14 protein-coding genes and 1 pseudogene are annotated in these 15,851 nt (G+C 64.5%); 3 read left to right on the top strand and 12 right to left on the bottom strand.

What is annotated here, in order from left to right:
* Positions 1 to 5: 5 nt before the first annotated feature.
* Positions 6 to 851 carry an IS5 family transposase gene (locus M2351_RS25565; protein WP_264658877.1) on the top strand — a complete coding sequence of 282 codons (846 nt, stop codon included), beginning with the start codon at positions 6 to 8 and terminating at the stop codon, positions 849 to 851.
* A 145-nt stretch (positions 852 to 996) separates the two neighbouring features.
* On the opposite strand, the gene M2351_RS25560 is transcribed toward M2351_RS25565, so the two are convergent.
* The 4 genes and pseudogenes from M2351_RS25560 to M2351_RS25545 all read right to left on the bottom strand — a co-directional run bounded on the left by M2351_RS25560 (position 997) and on the right by M2351_RS25545 (position 3,935).
* Positions 997 to 1,542, bottom strand: coding sequence for a recombinase family protein (locus tag M2351_RS25560; protein WP_264658876.1), 546 nt, complete (start codon positions 1,540 to 1,542; stop codon positions 997 to 999).
* Positions 1,543 to 1,853: 311 nt separating this feature from the next.
* A pseudogene (locus M2351_RS25555) lies at positions 1,854 to 2,096 on the bottom strand (transposase); the annotation flags it as partial.
* A 188-nt stretch (positions 2,097 to 2,284) separates the two neighbouring features.
* Positions 2,285 to 2,851 (bottom strand): YbhB/YbcL family Raf kinase inhibitor-like protein, encoded by a 567-nt coding sequence (locus M2351_RS25550; RefSeq protein ID WP_264658874.1) that lies wholly within the window; start codon positions 2,849 to 2,851, stop codon positions 2,285 to 2,287.
* Positions 2,852 to 3,101: 250 nt separating this feature from the next.
* A complete protein-coding gene (locus tag M2351_RS25545) occupies positions 3,102 to 3,935 on the bottom strand; it encodes a helix-turn-helix transcriptional regulator (protein WP_264658873.1) in 834 nt (277 codons plus the stop codon).
* A 360-nt stretch (positions 3,936 to 4,295) separates the two neighbouring features.
* On the opposite strand from M2351_RS25545, the gene M2351_RS25540 reads away from it, so the two are divergent.
* Together M2351_RS25540 and M2351_RS25535 are read left to right on the top strand one after the other, a co-directional pair.
* Positions 4,296 to 4,838 carry a transposase gene (locus M2351_RS25540; RefSeq protein ID WP_264658872.1) on the top strand — a complete coding sequence of 181 codons (543 nt, stop codon included), beginning with the start codon at positions 4,296 to 4,298 and terminating at the stop codon, positions 4,836 to 4,838.
* A 230-nt stretch (positions 4,839 to 5,068) separates the two neighbouring features.
* Positions 5,069 to 5,191 carry a hypothetical protein gene (locus tag M2351_RS25535; protein WP_264658871.1) on the top strand — a complete coding sequence of 41 codons (123 nt, stop codon included), beginning with the start codon at positions 5,069 to 5,071 and terminating at the stop codon, positions 5,189 to 5,191.
* A 514-nt stretch (positions 5,192 to 5,705) separates the two neighbouring features.
* Here M2351_RS25535 and M2351_RS25530 read toward each other — a convergent pair.
* The 8 genes from M2351_RS25530 to M2351_RS25495 all read right to left on the bottom strand — a co-directional run bounded on the left by M2351_RS25530 (position 5,706) and on the right by M2351_RS25495 (position 15,706).
* On the bottom strand, positions 5,706 to 6,119 hold the full coding sequence (locus tag M2351_RS25530) for a response regulator (RefSeq protein WP_264658870.1): 414 nt from the start codon (positions 6,117 to 6,119) through the stop codon (positions 5,706 to 5,708).
* Between the two features lie 610 nt (positions 6,120 to 6,729).
* Complete coding sequence (locus M2351_RS25525) at positions 6,730 to 8,742, bottom strand: CocE/NonD family hydrolase (protein ID WP_264658869.1); 2,013 nt, start codon at positions 8,740 to 8,742, stop codon at positions 6,730 to 6,732.
* Positions 8,743 to 8,754: 12 nt separating this feature from the next.
* Positions 8,755 to 10,197 carry an amidase gene (locus M2351_RS25520; RefSeq protein WP_264658868.1) on the bottom strand — a complete coding sequence of 481 codons (1,443 nt, stop codon included), beginning with the start codon at positions 10,195 to 10,197 and terminating at the stop codon, positions 8,755 to 8,757.
* A gap of 45 nt (positions 10,198 to 10,242) precedes the next feature.
* Positions 10,243 to 11,163: an ABC transporter permease gene (locus M2351_RS25515; protein ID WP_264658867.1), complete on the bottom strand. Its 921-nt coding sequence runs from the start codon at positions 11,161 to 11,163 to the stop codon at positions 10,243 to 10,245.
* A complete protein-coding gene (locus M2351_RS25510) occupies positions 11,160 to 12,080 on the bottom strand; it encodes an ABC transporter permease (protein ID WP_264658866.1) in 921 nt (306 codons plus the stop codon). Before M2351_RS25510 ends, M2351_RS25515 begins: the two co-directional genes overlap by 4 nt.
* 13 nt (positions 12,081 to 12,093) lie before the next feature.
* Positions 12,094 to 13,605 (bottom strand): ABC transporter substrate-binding protein, encoded by a 1,512-nt coding sequence (locus tag M2351_RS25505; RefSeq protein WP_264658865.1) that lies wholly within the window; start codon positions 13,603 to 13,605, stop codon positions 12,094 to 12,096.
* A gap of 89 nt (positions 13,606 to 13,694) precedes the next feature.
* On the bottom strand, positions 13,695 to 14,678 hold the full coding sequence (locus M2351_RS25500; protein WP_264658864.1) for an ABC transporter ATP-binding protein: 984 nt from the start codon (positions 14,676 to 14,678) through the stop codon (positions 13,695 to 13,697).
* Positions 14,675 to 15,706 (bottom strand): ABC transporter ATP-binding protein, encoded by a 1,032-nt coding sequence (locus M2351_RS25495; RefSeq protein WP_264658863.1) that lies wholly within the window; start codon positions 15,704 to 15,706, stop codon positions 14,675 to 14,677. The genes M2351_RS25500 and M2351_RS25495 overlap by 4 nt, the downstream gene beginning before the upstream one ends.
* Positions 15,707 to 15,851 lie beyond the last annotated feature (145 nt).

Here is a 15,851-nt window from a genome sequence, read left to right as displayed (position 1 = left end):
ATCGCATGTCCCCGAACCGGTATCCGTCCGATTTGACCGATGACGAGTGGGCGGTCATTTCGAAACTTTTCACGAAGAGTGAGCATCGCGGAGCACAACGCAAACACGACCTGAGGCGCATCCTTGACGGATGCTTGTATGTCCTGCGTGGCGGCATCGCTTGGCGCATGATGCCCCACGATCTGCCACCCTGGACCGACGTGTACGATCACTTCCGCCGTTGGCGCAAAAGCGGGAAGTGGGAACAGGTCAATGCGGCGCTGCGCGAGCCGTATCGAACCCGGCGTGGCCGCAAAGCTCAACCAACCGCCGCGGCGATCGACAGTCAATCGGTGAAAACAACCGAATCCGGTGGGCCGCGCGGCTATGATGGCGGCAAGAAGGTGAGCGGGCGAAAGCGGCAGACCTTAGTCGATACGGAAGGCGATCTCCTGAAGGTGCGGGTGCATCCGGCCGATCTTCATGACAAGGCCGGGGGCATGCTCCTGCTGGCAGGCTTGCACCTGTGGTTTCCCGCGATCCAGCTCGTCTGGGCGGACACGCATTATCAAGGGCTGAAGACCTGGGCCAAAGATCGGCTCGGCTGGACCATCGAAGTCGTCAAGCACTGGTGGACCGGTGTTCAGGGCTTTTGGCTCGCCCCTGGCCAGGAACCTCCAGAAATTCCCAAGGGGTTTCATGTTCTACCGCGCCGCTGGGTCGCGGAAAGGACATTCGCATGGCTTGGCCGACATCGCCGCTTGTCAAAAGATTACGAACGCCTTCCAGAGTCGGAAGAAACATTCATTTACATGGCGATGAGCCACATTCTCGTGAAGCGACTCGCGCGGTCGCCATCGCATTTGCACTGAATCTTCTCGGCCTTCTTCTCAACAGGCTCTCATACCGACGGCATGAGAATGCTTCTGCTGATGGGATTTGCCGAAGTTTTCAGGCGAACGCCGGCCACCAGTGGAACAGGGTGCGGCCGCGGAGGCACTGTCAACTTGGTCTCGGTTATGGCTTGCCAACGCAATAATGAGACGAAGTGGTGTCTCTTACGGCCGTGATTGATGCGCCCACAGGACGTGTTCGCGCATGAGCATTGTGCGAATGACTCGCTACGGAAGCCAAGTTGACAGTGCCCTCCAGGATCTTGGCCCGCTCATACTCGGCCACGATGCCCGGACCCTGCCGCAGCAGATCGTCGTCCGCCGACACGCCGATCGCGCGATTGAGAAAGACCACCTCCGTTCCAGCCCGCCGAACTTCATCCATCAGAACAACCTGGTAGGCATAGCGCCGGGCCAGGCGATCGGGCGAATGAACATAAAGACGGTCCACCAAGCCGGTGGCCACCGCATCGCGGAGGCGCTCCAGCGCGGGGCGCAGCACGGTGTTGCCACTGTCGCGGTCATCAATGAACCGATGCTCCGATAGGACGCGAACACCATCCTGTGCGAGACGCGCGTCAAGGGCCGCGATCTGGCTGGCGATCGTGGCATCCGTCACTTGCTGGCCGGACGAGACACGGGCGTCGAGGGCAACACGAAGAGGCTGCATGGCTCTCTCTCCGGCAGAGCAGAGGCGGGACCAACCGGCATGGCTGGCGGCTGTTGGGCCCGCTCGGGATAGGGACACCGCCAGGGAAGCAGGTGCTCGTAGCGATCGCTCAAACATTGTTCGCCGACCCGGGAGGTTTCAAAGCTCACGCGAACCTCCCTGTCCGGACGACCCGAGTTGCGCCGTTCCATTGGCGCCTCCTCCGGCCCTTGCACCGTCGCAGCTTGGCTGCTGCGCCATCAACGGCGCTCCCCGGTATCCATCACGCATCCGTTTCGACGCGTGACGCTGGAATTTCACCGATAGCTCAAAAAGGGATTTTGCCAGATTGTCCACAGCGCTAACCCGGCTTCGATCGCGATGTCGGCGTAGCGCGCTGGCCGGCCACGCCGTCCCGTGGCGGGCGGCGTCCAGGCGGCGATCGCTTCCGGCGTCACCCAGACGGTCAGATCGCCACGCCGACGCAGCGCCGCATCATAGGCCGACCAGTTCTCGACCCGGTCGCGGGCGCGCGGGATCTTATGGCGGCGGCTCTCGTTGGCCTTGTCGGGCATCGGGCTCTCGGCTTCAGCGGGACGCCTCTATACCCGCCAAAACCATAACACCGCCAGCTTCCGACGATTTATGCGCCAATGTCGGTGACCGTCGCACACATCGCACCGTCTCCATGATGAGAGGGACTTCCCCCTCAGATGGCGTCACCACGCCAGAAACGGGGAGCGTCCATCCCATTCACGCTGGCTTAGCGCCCTTGGTTCACGACGAGCGTTGCTTCTCCGAGCGAATTGGCCTTGGTGAAGAAGCCGACGAGAGCAGGGGGCGCATTCTGAGTCACGGCGTCTGGCAGTTTATCGACCTTCAGGGCCGTCAAGGTGATAACGTAGTTGTGAGTGGAACCCTGCGGTGGGCAGGGTCCGCCATACCCCGGAACGCCGAAATCGGTGCGTGTCTGAAGAGAACCGGCGGGCAGTCCGACACCGTCGGAAGTGATCCCGCGGGCGATCTCGATGGCGTTGCCCGGTATGTTCGCCACGACCCAGTGTACCCAGCCGAAGCCGGTCGGTGCGTCCTTGTCATACACGGTCAGCACGAAGCTCCGGGTTCCTGCGGGAGCACCGCTCCAGGTCAGACGTGGAGATGCATTGTCACCCGAGCAACCAAAGCCATAAGTTTCACTGAGAAACTGCTCATTGGTGAATTTTCCAGCCTTCAGATCAGGGATGGAAAGACTGAAGTTTTGCGCCGAAGCTGCACCAGACATCACAGCAACGGTAGCCAGTGCGGAGGTAAACGCTATTTTGTTTAGCATTATCGGTACGCTCCATAGATGATCACCGATATGAGCCTAACATTGTGGTTGAGCTCTTGCTGTGCGCGGCCGCTCAATGAATGTGCTGATCCGATCACCGCCCACGGTCCGCCACCACGCCGCCTCGGCTGAATTTCCCTGTGTGAAACCCTTCGGTGCCATGGCATCGCCGTCGACCGCGATAGCGGCCCATGGCATCCGCAATGCTCAGCTTTTGATTTTCCGGTTGAACCGTGGATCGCGCTCAGGTTCAGAGCAGATCAGCGGATCCCGCATTCACGCCGTCCGGCGTCCGAACCGCCGAGGGGCAGTAGCCAAAGCGCTCCCGAAAACGGACCGAAAAGCGAGACGGACTCTCATAGCCCGTTTCGAAGGCGATCTGGATGATCGGCCAGTCGGTGACCTGAAGAAGAGTCAGCGCACGCGACATCCGCGTATCGATCAGCAGCCTGCTGAAGGATGTTCCTTCCTCGGCAAGGCGCCGGCGAAGGGAGGCTTCACTGATGCCGAGTTGTTCCGCAACGCCGGGCGCCGTCCATTTCGTGCCAAGATTCTCCGACAACGTGAGCCGGACCCGGCGCGAGACCGATGCATTGCCTTCGCATCGGAAATACCCGCCGCTCCGGTCCAGCCATGCCAGCATCTCCACGATCCTCGCGATGGCGGCCGCCCTGGGCACCTCGTCCTCGTCAAAGATGCCTTGGCGGGCACGCATAAAGGCATCGCTGAATGCCCTGGTCGCGCTGGGCAGAACATGGACGTCGCAAATGGGCTTGCCGGTAACGCCCCCTGTGGCAAAGCGCGTGACGATCTCTGGCGCGCAGGCCAGCCAGTCGGCTTCATAGACGCCGGTCTCGGCATCCGGCGTGTTCACCACGTCGAACCTCTGATCCTCGGCCAGGGCCACCGCCATCCCCGGCTCGACATGCCATTCCTGGCCGATACCGCGGAGCAGCTTCCGGCCCTGGCGAACCACGATCAGGGTCGGATGCTCGATCAGGATCTGGGCCATGAGCAGTTTGCGGCGCTGGGTGATGTGGGCCGTAGCGCCGACCGCTTCCCTATTGACAATCGTACGCTCCACCGGTTCGCCCTTTCCTCGTTCGATGCGCCAAGATGACTAGGCCAATCCGCTGCTTTGGTGCAGGGATGGGGTGGTTGTCAGCATGGACGTGGTCGGGTAGGAGGCGTGCCCCCTTTCCTGACCGATCCGCCCGAGTATGCCGCACAAGCACAATGCCGACCGTCGCCACCGGATTCCGAGAACCCGCCACAGGGTGACGAACTGGTCGGCCTAGGAAGCCGGGCTGCGTCAGCGCGGCCCCTGGACCATCCGGTTTTCGCAAGAGGCCATTGCGGCGTGGCGGGCACCGCCGCGGTCCACGCCGGGGGGCCAGGCGCGCTCCTCGGACCTCGCGATCAAGCCGCTCTCATCCTGAGGGCGGTGTTTCGCCAACCGCTGCGGCAGACCGAAGGGCTGGTCCGCTCGCTGCGCGGGCTGAGGGAACGGGACCTGCCGGTGCCGAATCACTCCACGCTGAGCCGGCGGGCCGGAACGCTGGTGAAAGCGCCGGCGGCGCGGACGGTGAACGGCCCGGTATGCTTGCTGGTCGACAGCGCCGGTGTGAAGCTGAGCGGGGCGGGCGAATGGCTGGTCGAAAAGCATGGGACGCAGCGGCGTCGGGCTTGGCGGACGCTGCACCTGGGCGTCGATGCCGAGACCGACACGATCGTGGCATCGGCCCTGAGCGCCAAGGAGGGTGACGATGCCGCCGAACTCGGCTCCTTGCTTGACCAAGTCGACGAGCCGATCGCTGCGGTCATTGCCGACGGTGCCGACGACCAGGACCGCGTCGACGAGACCGTGACCGAACGCCATGCCTCAGCCGTGGTGGTCGTCCCGCCGCGGTCCACGGCCGTACTCCGCCCCTCCGCCCGACGCAACGCGCCCGCCATATCCAGCTTATCGCCGAGCAGGGCCGGATGAGGTGGCTAAAAGTTCGGGAGATAACGCGAGGGCCGGGGCCGAGGGGGCGATGAGCGGATAGAAACGAGTCATCGGCGACACCTTGAACTCCCGCACCCGACCGACACAGCGGATCGAAACCCAGATTGCCGTCAACCTTCGCAACCGAATGCTTGACCTCGGACGCCCGGAATCCGTTCGCATCGCCTGACGATCACGCACACAGAGCAGCACTCCGCCCTCCCGCCTCCGTGCACCAGAGCAGCGCCCAAGTCAACACCGTGGTCGTGGCGCTCGCCAACAAGCTGGCCCGGATCGCCTGGGCGGTGCTGGTGCGCCAGACCACCTATGAGGCGCACCATGCACATGCCTGAACGGAGCCGTCTTCAGCCCATCAGGCATCCGCGAGCGAGGATTCGCCTTCGGCCGCTCCTCCTCAAGCCTGGCCCTCTCGGGCCATCGCCTGCGGCGGCTGCGGACTTGACACGGGCCGGTCTTCAGGCGGCTCGTTCCACCATCGGATGCCAGGCTTGGTGTCGCTGACCACGACCGCATCGGATCCCCCCAACACGATCCCGGCTTAGCCGTGGACGACGCCGGGCGGAGTTGGACCTTGCCGGGTGACGAGGAGATGGCGTAATCGATCGATCCGAGACGTGAGCAAACCCGTAGATGCCAGTGGCCCCCAGTGGTCGCATCGGTGTTTGGGACCCATGTCGCGGAAACCATCTTGTGCAGCGCTCATGTGCGGGCGCACGAACAGGCCGGACATATGAGCGCAAGCGATCCGACCACGATCTTCAACCTCTTCAGCTTGCAAGCAGAGGGCCGTCCCCATATGGCATTTGGACGACAGCCAAACACTGGACCGATGATAAAGGCTGATTCTCATAAGGCCCAAGCCGCCGCGCGGCCCGGCAAGCCGCGCACCGACCTTCCCGCTCCTCCCAATAACCGGGCCGACGCCGACCTGATGGCGAGCTGCAGATCAGCAATGGTGAACGGCATTTCCAAGCACGCCACCGCCTCACGTTCATCTTTGCCCAGAAAGCGTGCCGCCATAACGACAACCGCCGTTGAATAGGCGCGCGACAGCGCTTCGACGCCCTCGCTTCCCCCCACCAGGTCGATGTTGACCAGCAGCACGTCGGGCAACGCGCACTGCAGAGCGACGTGCAGCTCACCTGCCGACAGGACCGTCCGGCAGCATCCGCCCCATTGCTCGATGATCAAGCGAAGGCCAGAAGCGACTGACGCGTAAGGTTCCGCAATCAGCACGGTCGACCCAGCAAGACTGGTCATTGCTGCCTCCTGGGTGATTGGTGATCACCCGCGCTCAGGACGTTGATGACATACGCACGCACGCTACAAGTTCCTTCAAATTAGCTCGTCGCCAATCCAGTTCTGCGACGGCATATGATTCGAGAATGATGGACACGTATTGGTGCAGCTCCGGAAAGCATTGAATTTGCGTTAGTATTACGTTTTCAATACGGGCGAACCCCGATGCAATTAACGTCAATTCGGCTTCCGCTTGCCCTTCGATGCATGGCTCCGTTCGACCGCTCCCGATCCCGGGCCATCGTTGCGCACGTTGCACCAGCGCGCGGCATCAATCCATTTTCAGGCTCCTGATCTAAGCCCCGCGTGCATAAGGCGCGCCATCGATCAGCACTGCCTTCCGGCACAAATTGTGCTTTGCACCGTTGACACTGCGCTCGCTCGATGACTGTGCGTTCGCTCGAGCGGCATGGGGCGACAATCTCGCCCGAAACGGCGTGTGTCCCCCGGATCGATCACCCGCTGTTTACCGTCGCGTTCACCGGATCGGAACTCCGATGCATTCGATCAGATGTACTTGGCGGCAATGCGCAGCAGCGTGCCATCTGTCCTGGCCTGCATCACTGCCTTGTCATAGCGGGCGAGCAAATCGTCCTATCCCGGAACGTTCTTCCAGATGCTGACGTAGAACTCTAATCGCTTTTCGTACCATTGAATGCGTTTCGGCAAACCCGTTCCCGGAATAGTCGCCCTGAACAAAGTTTGAGGGCCTGTTTGACCTGGATGGCCTCCCGTCTGAAACACGGCTCAACGACGTAGCGTCGCCAAGGGAACTAGTAGCCAAGGGAACTAGTAAGTGTGAGGGGCGATAGGCATCCCGCCAGATGGTCTGCCGGGCCACACGCATGTGGGTGTGTCGGCCCAGCGGCTCACCCGTGTTCGGGTTAACGTCGTATTCCGGCACGCTAGAGCTGGTGATGTCCAGGCGGATCCGGTGCTCGCGCTTGAAGACGTTGCTAGTCGGTCCTAGTTCGACGGCAATGGCATAGGTCCTGCCGGGAACAATCAGCGCACCGGTTGGCCGATCGCCGCGATAGCGCATCCGCACCACCCCCTCCGCAATCAGCAACTCGCTTCCGCCATCCGGATAAACGTCGATAAGCCGCACCATGAAATCCGTGTCGGGTGCGCTCGATGCCACCCATAGGCGGGCTTCAAGATCACCGGTGACCTCGGTGTCCTCCGCCAGCGGCTCCGTCTGATACACGAGCACATCCGGGCGTTCCGCGAGCGGCCGGTCGCTGCCGCGGCACGCTGCGAAGCCTGAGCGGCAGCGTTGGTCGCGCGGCCCAGGAAGCACGAACTCCGGAAACTCAGTCGACTGCAGGTTAGTGGCCCCGATGCCCGGGCAAGGATCGGCCGGATCGAAGTCATAGGTGTCCTGCGCGGCGTGCTTCTTTGGCGCATGGCTCGCGAGCACCCCGCCATCATGAAGATAAAATGGGGTGGGTGTGGTACCGGCTGGTGGCCAAGCGTCAGCGTGGCGCCATTCGCCACCATGAAATACGCGGCCCTCGGGCGTCTTGTGACCGTCACCGGTCCCCATAACGAAGTAGGTGAGCGGCGGCACCGCTGGTCCCGGTACGTCGAGAACGAAGCGGTCGAACCAGTCGAGGCGCAGATCGTGCAGCGGTCCCTGATCCGCAGCAGCAACCCCGAAATCCGCTTCGCCGGCGTGGGTGGCCTCTATCATGTCCGGTCCGTGGATCCACGGTCCGATGACAAGGCGCACGGGCCGCGTCAAGCGGTGCCCAAGTTCGCGCAGCTTGTCCACGTTGGCAGCGGCGTGGTGGGCAAACCAGCCGGAAATGAGCAGGATGGCGACGTCGGTCGGGTACTCGTCCCAACGCCCCTCCAGGCGCGCGGTGGGGTTATGCCAGTACGGTACGTCATCCGACGTCTCCAGCATGGTGAAATAGATATCCTCGTAGGCGGGCACGAGCGCCAGCGGCGTCTCGCCCCGGCGGAGCGGAAGCCGCCCGATCCACTCGCTCAGGTTGCCGCGCATCTCGGCGAGCGCGGCCGCAACGTGCGGATCGGTGGCCGCCTCGGGACTGTCGAGCGCCTGATTCAGCACCCAGGGCAAAACCATGCCGACGTTGAACGCCCCATGTGTGCGTAGCATGCGGCGGTAGTAGTTGGTGCCGGCGTCGCGCAGCACCTGCGCGCGCAGGCCGCGCGGGCGGTGGAGCGCCAGGGCCTGCTGGTTCGCGGCGCTGAACGAGCCCCCCACTGTGCCGATCCGCCCATCGCACCAGGGCTGGAGGTGCAACCACGCCACGGTGTCCGCGCCGTCCGCGCCCTCGTCCGGAGTGTTGGTGAGCATGTGGAAGTGCCCCCCGGACTCCCCGCGTCCCCGAACGTCCTGGGCGACGAAGACGTAGCCGCGCTCCGCCGCCCGTTCCGCCAAACCGGCAACGCGCGGCGACGCCCGGCCGTAGGGGGTGCGCTCCAGCAGCACCGGAAAGGCGCCGGGGAGTGGCACGCCTGCCACGGCGGGCCGGTACACGTCCATCATCAAGATAGTGCCGTCACCGGCGGCCATCGCGACGCCGCGATCGACAATAAACCCACAGCAGGTCATCGGACACGCTCCTCAACGAGAGTCGGCCGGCCGGCGCGCGATCCCGGGAACCGGCCTTCGGAGCGCATCGTCCGCCTCGAAGAGACGCTCAAGGGACTGGGCAACGCCCAAGGTGAAGCGGTCCGCGAAGTTGGGGCCGATGACCTGGATGCCGAATGGCGCGCCCGTCGGGTCCAGGCCGCAGGGCAACGCGGTGATGGGGTGCCCAGTGATGGTCAGGGCCGAGGTCATGCCCACCCAATCGACGTAAGTGTTGGATGGCATGCCGTCGATTGCTTTGGGAAACAGGTCACGCCACGGAAACGGCGGAATCGACACGCCGGGGCACAGCAGCACGTCGAAGGATTCGAACAGGTTCTGGAGGTCCTGGTAAAGCTCCATTTGGCGGCGGTGCGCCACCGCCACCTCCTTCAGGTCCATCTTCAGCGCGGATTGGTAGTTGCTGCGGATGTTCGGGTTGAAGTCGGCGTCATAGCCATCGATCTCCCTGTAATACTGTGCGATGAAAACAATGGAGCGCAGCTTCCAAAACACGTCCATAGCGTCGGCGAACGCGGGGCTGCGCCATTCGCACACCTTGAACGCACCCTGGAAGCGCTCGACCCGTTCGGCAAAGGTGCGCCGGACCACGTCGGACACCGGGACGCCGCCGAGGTCCGGTGAGACGGCCACCCGCAGGCCGCTTAGATCGATCTCGTCCAGCTGGAGGAACTGGTCCGGGTCGAGCGGGTACGCCATGGGGTCACGGCGCGACCGCCGCGCCATCGCCGCCAGCAACAGCGCCGCGTCGCCGGCGGTGCGCGCCATGGGGCCCTGCGTGTTGTAATAGGACTGGGCAAGCGCCCGTCCGCCGTGCGCGACGACCCCAGCGCTCGGGCGGTGTGCGACCACGCCGCAGAAGCAGGCGGGCAGCCGCAGGCTGCCGCCGGTGTCAGACCCGGAAGCGAGCGGGGCCATGTTCGCAGCCAGTGCCGCGGCCGAGCCGCCAGACGAGCCGCCACAGGTGCGCTCGAGGCCGAACGGGTTGCCCGTGGCGCCGAACAGTCGGTTGACCGTGTTCCCGCCGATGCCCAGTTCCGGCACGTTGGTCTTCGCATGCACGATGCCGCCAGCCGCGCGGATCGACTCCACCACATGATCGTCGCGCTCCGGCACGTTGTCCTTGTAGTGGGGTGAGCCGTAGGTGGTCCGCACGCCGGCCGTGATGTGCGTGTCCTTGATGGCGACGGGCAGACCGTGCAACGGCGGCAGCGGGTCGCCACGCATCACGGCCGCCTCGGCGGCCCGCGCCTCCATCCGGGCACGATCAAAGGCTGTGGTCACCACCGCATTGACCGCGGGGTTCACGCGCTCGATCTGGGCGATGCAGGAGTCCAGCAGTTCCACTGGAGACAGTCGCTTCTCGCCGATCAGGCGGCGCGCATCCACGGCGGACAGTTCACAGGCATCGGTCATGGTTGGGGGGCTCCCGAGAAAAGGGGCAGCGGCGGTGCGCGCCGCTCACCGGAGGTCGGTGGTTTTGGGGTCCAACGCGATCCGCAGGCCGTCCTGGAACAGGTTCAGGCCGAAAACGAGCAGCACGATCGCCAGGCCAGGAAAGATGACCAGATGAGGCGCGATCAGGATGTAGTTCCGGCCACTGGCCAGCATGGCGCCCCATTCCGGGCTCGGCGGCTGCGCGCCCAGCCCGAGAAAGCTGAGGCTCGACGCGGTCAGGATGGAGATCGCCACGCGCAGCGCGGCGATGACCAGGATCGGCGCCGCTATGTTGGGCAGGACGTGCCGCCACAGCGTGCGCAGGTGCGGTACGCCGAGCGCGCGGCAGGCCTCGATGTAGGGCTCCTCCTTAACCGACAGGGTCGCCCCGCGCGCCAGCCGCGCGAAAATCGGAATGGTGTAGAGCGCGACGGCCAGTATCACATTGAAGAGGCTCGGGCCCAGCACACTGATGATGGCGATCGCGAGGAGGACGCCTGGGAAGGCCATCAGCACGTCAATCAGGCGCATGATGATCATGTCGGTACGGCCCCCGACGTAGCCCGCGACGACCCCGATCGGCACCCCGGCCGCCAGCGCCAGCAACACGGCCACTAGCCCCTCGCTGAGGGACAACCGCGCACCGTAGACCACCCGCGATAACACGTCCCGCCCCAATTCGTCGGTGCCGAACCAGTTCTCCGCGCCGGGCGGCATCAGCGTCCGCGCGAGGTCGTTCTTCAGCGGGTCGTGAGTGGCGATGAGCGGCGCGAAGCAGGCGACCAGCACAAAGGCGAGCACGAGCAGCCCGCCTGGAAGCGCCAGTTGCGAACGGCGAAACTGCCGCCAGAAAATGGCCAAGCCGTTGCGGCGCGCAGTGCCTTCGGCCGCGTTGGCACCCGCAACCACGTGAGCCGCGGCCGTAAAGGAGGGAATATCGTTCATGACAGCGTCACTCGCGGATCGAGAATGCTGTAGACAAGATCGGTCAGCAGGTTGACCAGGACGAACGTTGCCGCCAGGACGAGCACCGCTGCCTGCACGACCGGGAAGTCCCGAGCCGCGATGGCCTGGACTGTAAGGCGGCCGAGACCTGGCCAGGCGAAGACCGTCTCGACAATGACAGCACCGCCCAGCAGGTACCCCATCTGCAAGCCGACGACAGTGACCACGGGCATCAGGGCGTTGCGTAGCGCGTGCCGGCCTACCACAAGCCATTCCGGAAGGCCCTTGGCGCGAGCGGTGCGGATATAGTCGTTACCCAGAATCTCGATCAGGCTCGACCGCATGATGCGGGCGATCACCGCGGCGCTCGGCAAGCCCAGCGTGACCGCCGGGAGCACGACGTGCCATGCCGTGTCGGCCCCAGTCAGCGGGAACAGCTGAAGCCACACGGAAAAGCCGAGCATGAGCAGCAGGCCGAGGAAGAAATTGGGCACAGAGACACCCACCAACGATACCAGTAGGCAGACGTTGTCCACCCAACTGTGCTTGAAAACGGCGGCGACCACGCCGACCAGAATGCCGACAGCAACCGCGAACGCGATGGCCGCCGCCCCGAGAAGCAGCGTGTACCCGTATCGATCGCCGATCTCGTCGATCACCGGGCGCTTGGTCCGAAAAGAGGTCCCAAAATCACCCACGACTGCCCGCGACAGGAACCGCGCGTACTGCACCGCGAGGGGCTGGTCGAGACCGAACGAGTGGCGGACCTGCGCCACATCCTCCACGGAGGCCTCCTGGCCGGCGATGATCTGCGCCGGGTCGCCTGGTACGGCGTGCAGCATCAGGAAGACGGCGACCGATACGCCGAGGATCACGGGAACGAGCGCGGCAAGGCGCCTCACCAAAAGGGTGCCCATGGCTGCGTTCCCCCTAGTTCTTCCGCACGTGGGTGAACGTGACCGTCTCGTTCGGCTGGACCCGCACCCCGGTGACGTTTGACCGCGCGGCGTAGAGCTGAGCATCGTAGAAGAGAACGATGGCCGGAACCTCGTCGTAGAAGCTCTGCTGAATCTCCGAGAGCAGGGCGTAGCGCTGTTCACGGTCGGTGGTACCACGCTGCGTTTCGATCAGCTGGTCGGCCTTCGGATTCTTCCAGTTATAGAAGTTCATCTGGCCCGCGGAATGGGCAACGAGATGCATTGTGAGGTCGAGGTCACCAGTGGGATTGCCCTTGGTCGACAGGAAGAGGGGAACCTCCCTCTTGTTGAGCAGTGTGTTGTAGGTTGCCCACTCCGGCGCTTCGATTTTGATGTCAATGCCGACCTCGCGCGCTTGCGCCTGGATCGCTTCCGCCAGTTGGCGGTCGTTCATGAAGCGGCCGGTCGGAGTCATAAGCGTCGTGCTGAAGCCGTTTGGATAACCGGCCTCCGCAAGTAGCCTGCGGGCCTTCGCTGTGTCGTGCGCATAGGGTGGCAGGTCCTTGCGGGCACCGGGGATATCGGGCGCTTCGATGCCGCCGCCGTGCTTGGGAATACCGCGCAGCACACCCTTCACCAGACTGGAGGTGTCGATGGCGTGTGCCAGCGCCTGGCGCACGCGGAGGTCGTCAAACGGCTTAATTTTGTTGTTCACGCCCAGCAGGACGGTGCGAAAGCTGGTCTCCTGGATGACCTTGACCGCGCTGGAGGATTTGAGCTGGGGCAGCATGGCCGGCGGGACGTTGGCGATCACGTCGGCCTCGCCCGACATCAGTTGCAACACGCGGGCGGAGTCCTCCGGCACCACGCGGAACTCGATGCGCTCGATGGCCGGCTTGGGCCCCCAGTATGCCTCATTTCGGACGAGCGTGATCTTCTCGCCAACCTGCCAGGCCGCGAATTTGAAGGGGCCAGTCCCGACCGGCTTGCGGGCGTAGTCCGCGCCAGGCGTCTTCGCTGCCGGGCCGACGATCGCTAGGTTGAACATGGAGACCTGCGACGGAAGCGGCGCGAAGGGCTTGTCGGTGATCAGTGCGACCGTGTACTCGTCGATCACCTTAACGGCGCTGATGACGCTGGCGATAGAGCGGCGCGGTGAGGCCGTCGCGGGGTCAAGGATGCGCTCGAAACTCTGCTTGACCGCCTCCGCATTGAAGGGCGTCCCATCGTGGAAGGTGACGCCCTTCCGGAGGTTAAACGTCCAGGTCAGCCGGTCATCGGAGACCGACCAGGATTCCGCCAGCTCTGGTTTCAACTCGCCGTTCTGGTCGAAATTGACCAGGTTCTCGTGGATGTGCATAGACACCCGCACGTCCGGACGCTCGAGGATGAAGTGCGGGTCGAGTGTGTCGGCGTCGCCGCCCGAGGCGAAGACCAGCGTCCCCTTCGGCGTCTGGGCGGCAACCGGTGTGATTCCCAGCGCCAGCGCAGCGAGAACGGCGACGCAGCGGCATGTCCCAAGCATTATGAACTCCTCCCTGGGGTTAGCCCCCACCCGGTCGTGGCGGTGAAAGATGTTTCGGTTCGACGTTCCTGCGGTTTCCGGTCCGCAGATCAGCCAGCCTGCCCCTGGTGAAGATGGCAGGCGACGACGCGGCCCGGTCGAACCTCCGTATTCGGCGGCACCATCCGGCAGATCGGCATGCGCAGGTCGCATCGGGCGCGGAACGGGCACCCGCCCCCTCCCCGCTCTCCGTCAGTGTCGTCACGCGCGGGTCTGGCTCGGCGCGGAGCGCGGGGACGGAGCGACGGCACTGAATCCAGCAGCGCGCGGGTATAGGGATGGAGCGGGTCGGCGATCACTTCCTCCGTGCGCCCCCGCTCGACGATGCGACCCCGGTACATGACCGCGATCTCCTCGCTGACGTGCTCCACGACGGCCATGTCGTGGGCGATAAAGACGGCGGTAAGGCCGAACTCCTCTTGAATCTCAGCGAGCAGGTTGAGCACCTGGGCCTGCACGGAGACGTCCAATGCCGAAACCGGCTCGTCCGCGACGATCAGCCGCGGGCGCAGGACCAGCGCCCTCGCGATGCCGATCCGCTGCCGCTGGCCGCCGGAGAACTCATTGGGGTACCGGCCCATGTACTCCGGGCGGATACCGACGCGGCGCAGCACCGCGGCCACCCGGTCCTCCCGTTCTCCACGGTTGCGCACGCCGTGGACGATTAGCCCCTCCTCGATCAAGCCGCCGATCGTCAGCCGCGGGTTCAGGGAAGAATAGGGGTCTTGGAAAATGAGCTGCATGTCCCGGCGCAGCGTGCGCATCCTCGCCGGGGCGGCTGCCCTGATGTCGACTCCGTCGAACCGCACGTCGCCTGCATCGGCCTCGATGAGGCGGAGCACCAGCCGGCCCGTTGTGGACTTCCCGCAGCCACTCTCGCCGACAAGCCCGAGTGTCCGCCCGCGCGCCACATCGAATCCGACGTCGGCGACGGCCGGGATGTGCCGGATGACGCGTCCGCACCAGTTCCGGTGCACGAAGCTTTTGCTCAAGCCACGCACCGATAGCAGCGGGAGTGGAAGGGCGGTGGTCATTGCGCGGAAACTCCGGTGACATGGCAGCGGACGCGGTGCCCGGGGGCGACGGCGGCAAGCGGAGGACGCTCGCGCAAGCAAGCTTCGACGCGCAGTGCGCAGCGGTCCGCAAACGCGCAGCCCGGCGCTGGTCTGGCGAGGTTTGGGACCATGCCGGGTATCTCGGACAGCGGATGCGGGCGCATGCCGTCCCGCCGACGGCCAAGCTGCGGCACGGCGGCGAGTAGCCCATGGGTGTAGGGGTGACGTGGCTGCTCGAAGAGCTGCTCCGTCGAGGCCTCCTCGACCACCACGCCGCCGTACATCACCGCGACGCGTGCGGCGCGCTCGGCCACGATGCCGAAGTTGTGGGTGATCAGCAGGACCGCGACGCCGTCCTCTGCCTTTAGGTCGTCCATCAAGTCGAGCACCTGCGCCTGGATGGTGACGTCGAGCGCGGTCGTCGGCTCGTCGGCGATGAGGAGTTTCGGCCGGCACGCCATAGCCATGGCGATCATGACGCGTTGCCGCATGCCGCCCGAGAGGCGGTGCGGAAAATCATGCGCACGGTGCCGCGCGTCGGCGATGCCGACGCGTTCGAGTAGGTGGATTGCCTGCGCCAGGGCGTCGCGTCGCGACAGGCCGCGGTGGATCACCAATGCCTCTGCGACTTGGTCACCGATCCCCAGGACCGGGTTGAGCGAGGTCATGGGTTCCTGGAAGATCATCGCGATCCGGTTCCCACGGATCCGGCGCAGGTCGCGTTCGTCCAACCGCGCAAGGTCCTGGTCCTCGAAACGGATGCTGCCGGACCGGATCCGCCCCTGCGGGCGCGGCAACAGGCCGAGGATCGAAAGCGCGGTCAGGCTCTTCCCGCAGCCGCTCTCACCGACCACGCCGAAGATTTCTCCCGCTTCGATGCGCAGGTCGACGCCGTCGACCGGACGGACCGGCCCCTGGAGCGTATCGATCTCCACGACAAGGCGAGACACATCCAAAAGTGGCGAAACGGGAAGTTCGCTGGCGCTTGGATCGGCGTGGACGGCCATGATGGCAGGTCCCTTGTGTTGCTTGTGGAGACAATAACGTATTCAGTGAAGTATGCAAAGAGATATTTGTAAGCGCGGGAGCGTTGGCCGCCATCTGTCGGCCGGAGCCGTTCTGTACCGCACGTTCGGCAGGAACGCAGCTAGA

Source organism: Azospirillum canadense (assembly GCF_025961225.1).
GTDB lineage: Bacteria > Pseudomonadota > Alphaproteobacteria > Azospirillales > Azospirillaceae > Azospirillum > Azospirillum canadense.
This window is presented reverse-complemented; position numbering and strand designations above follow the sequence as displayed.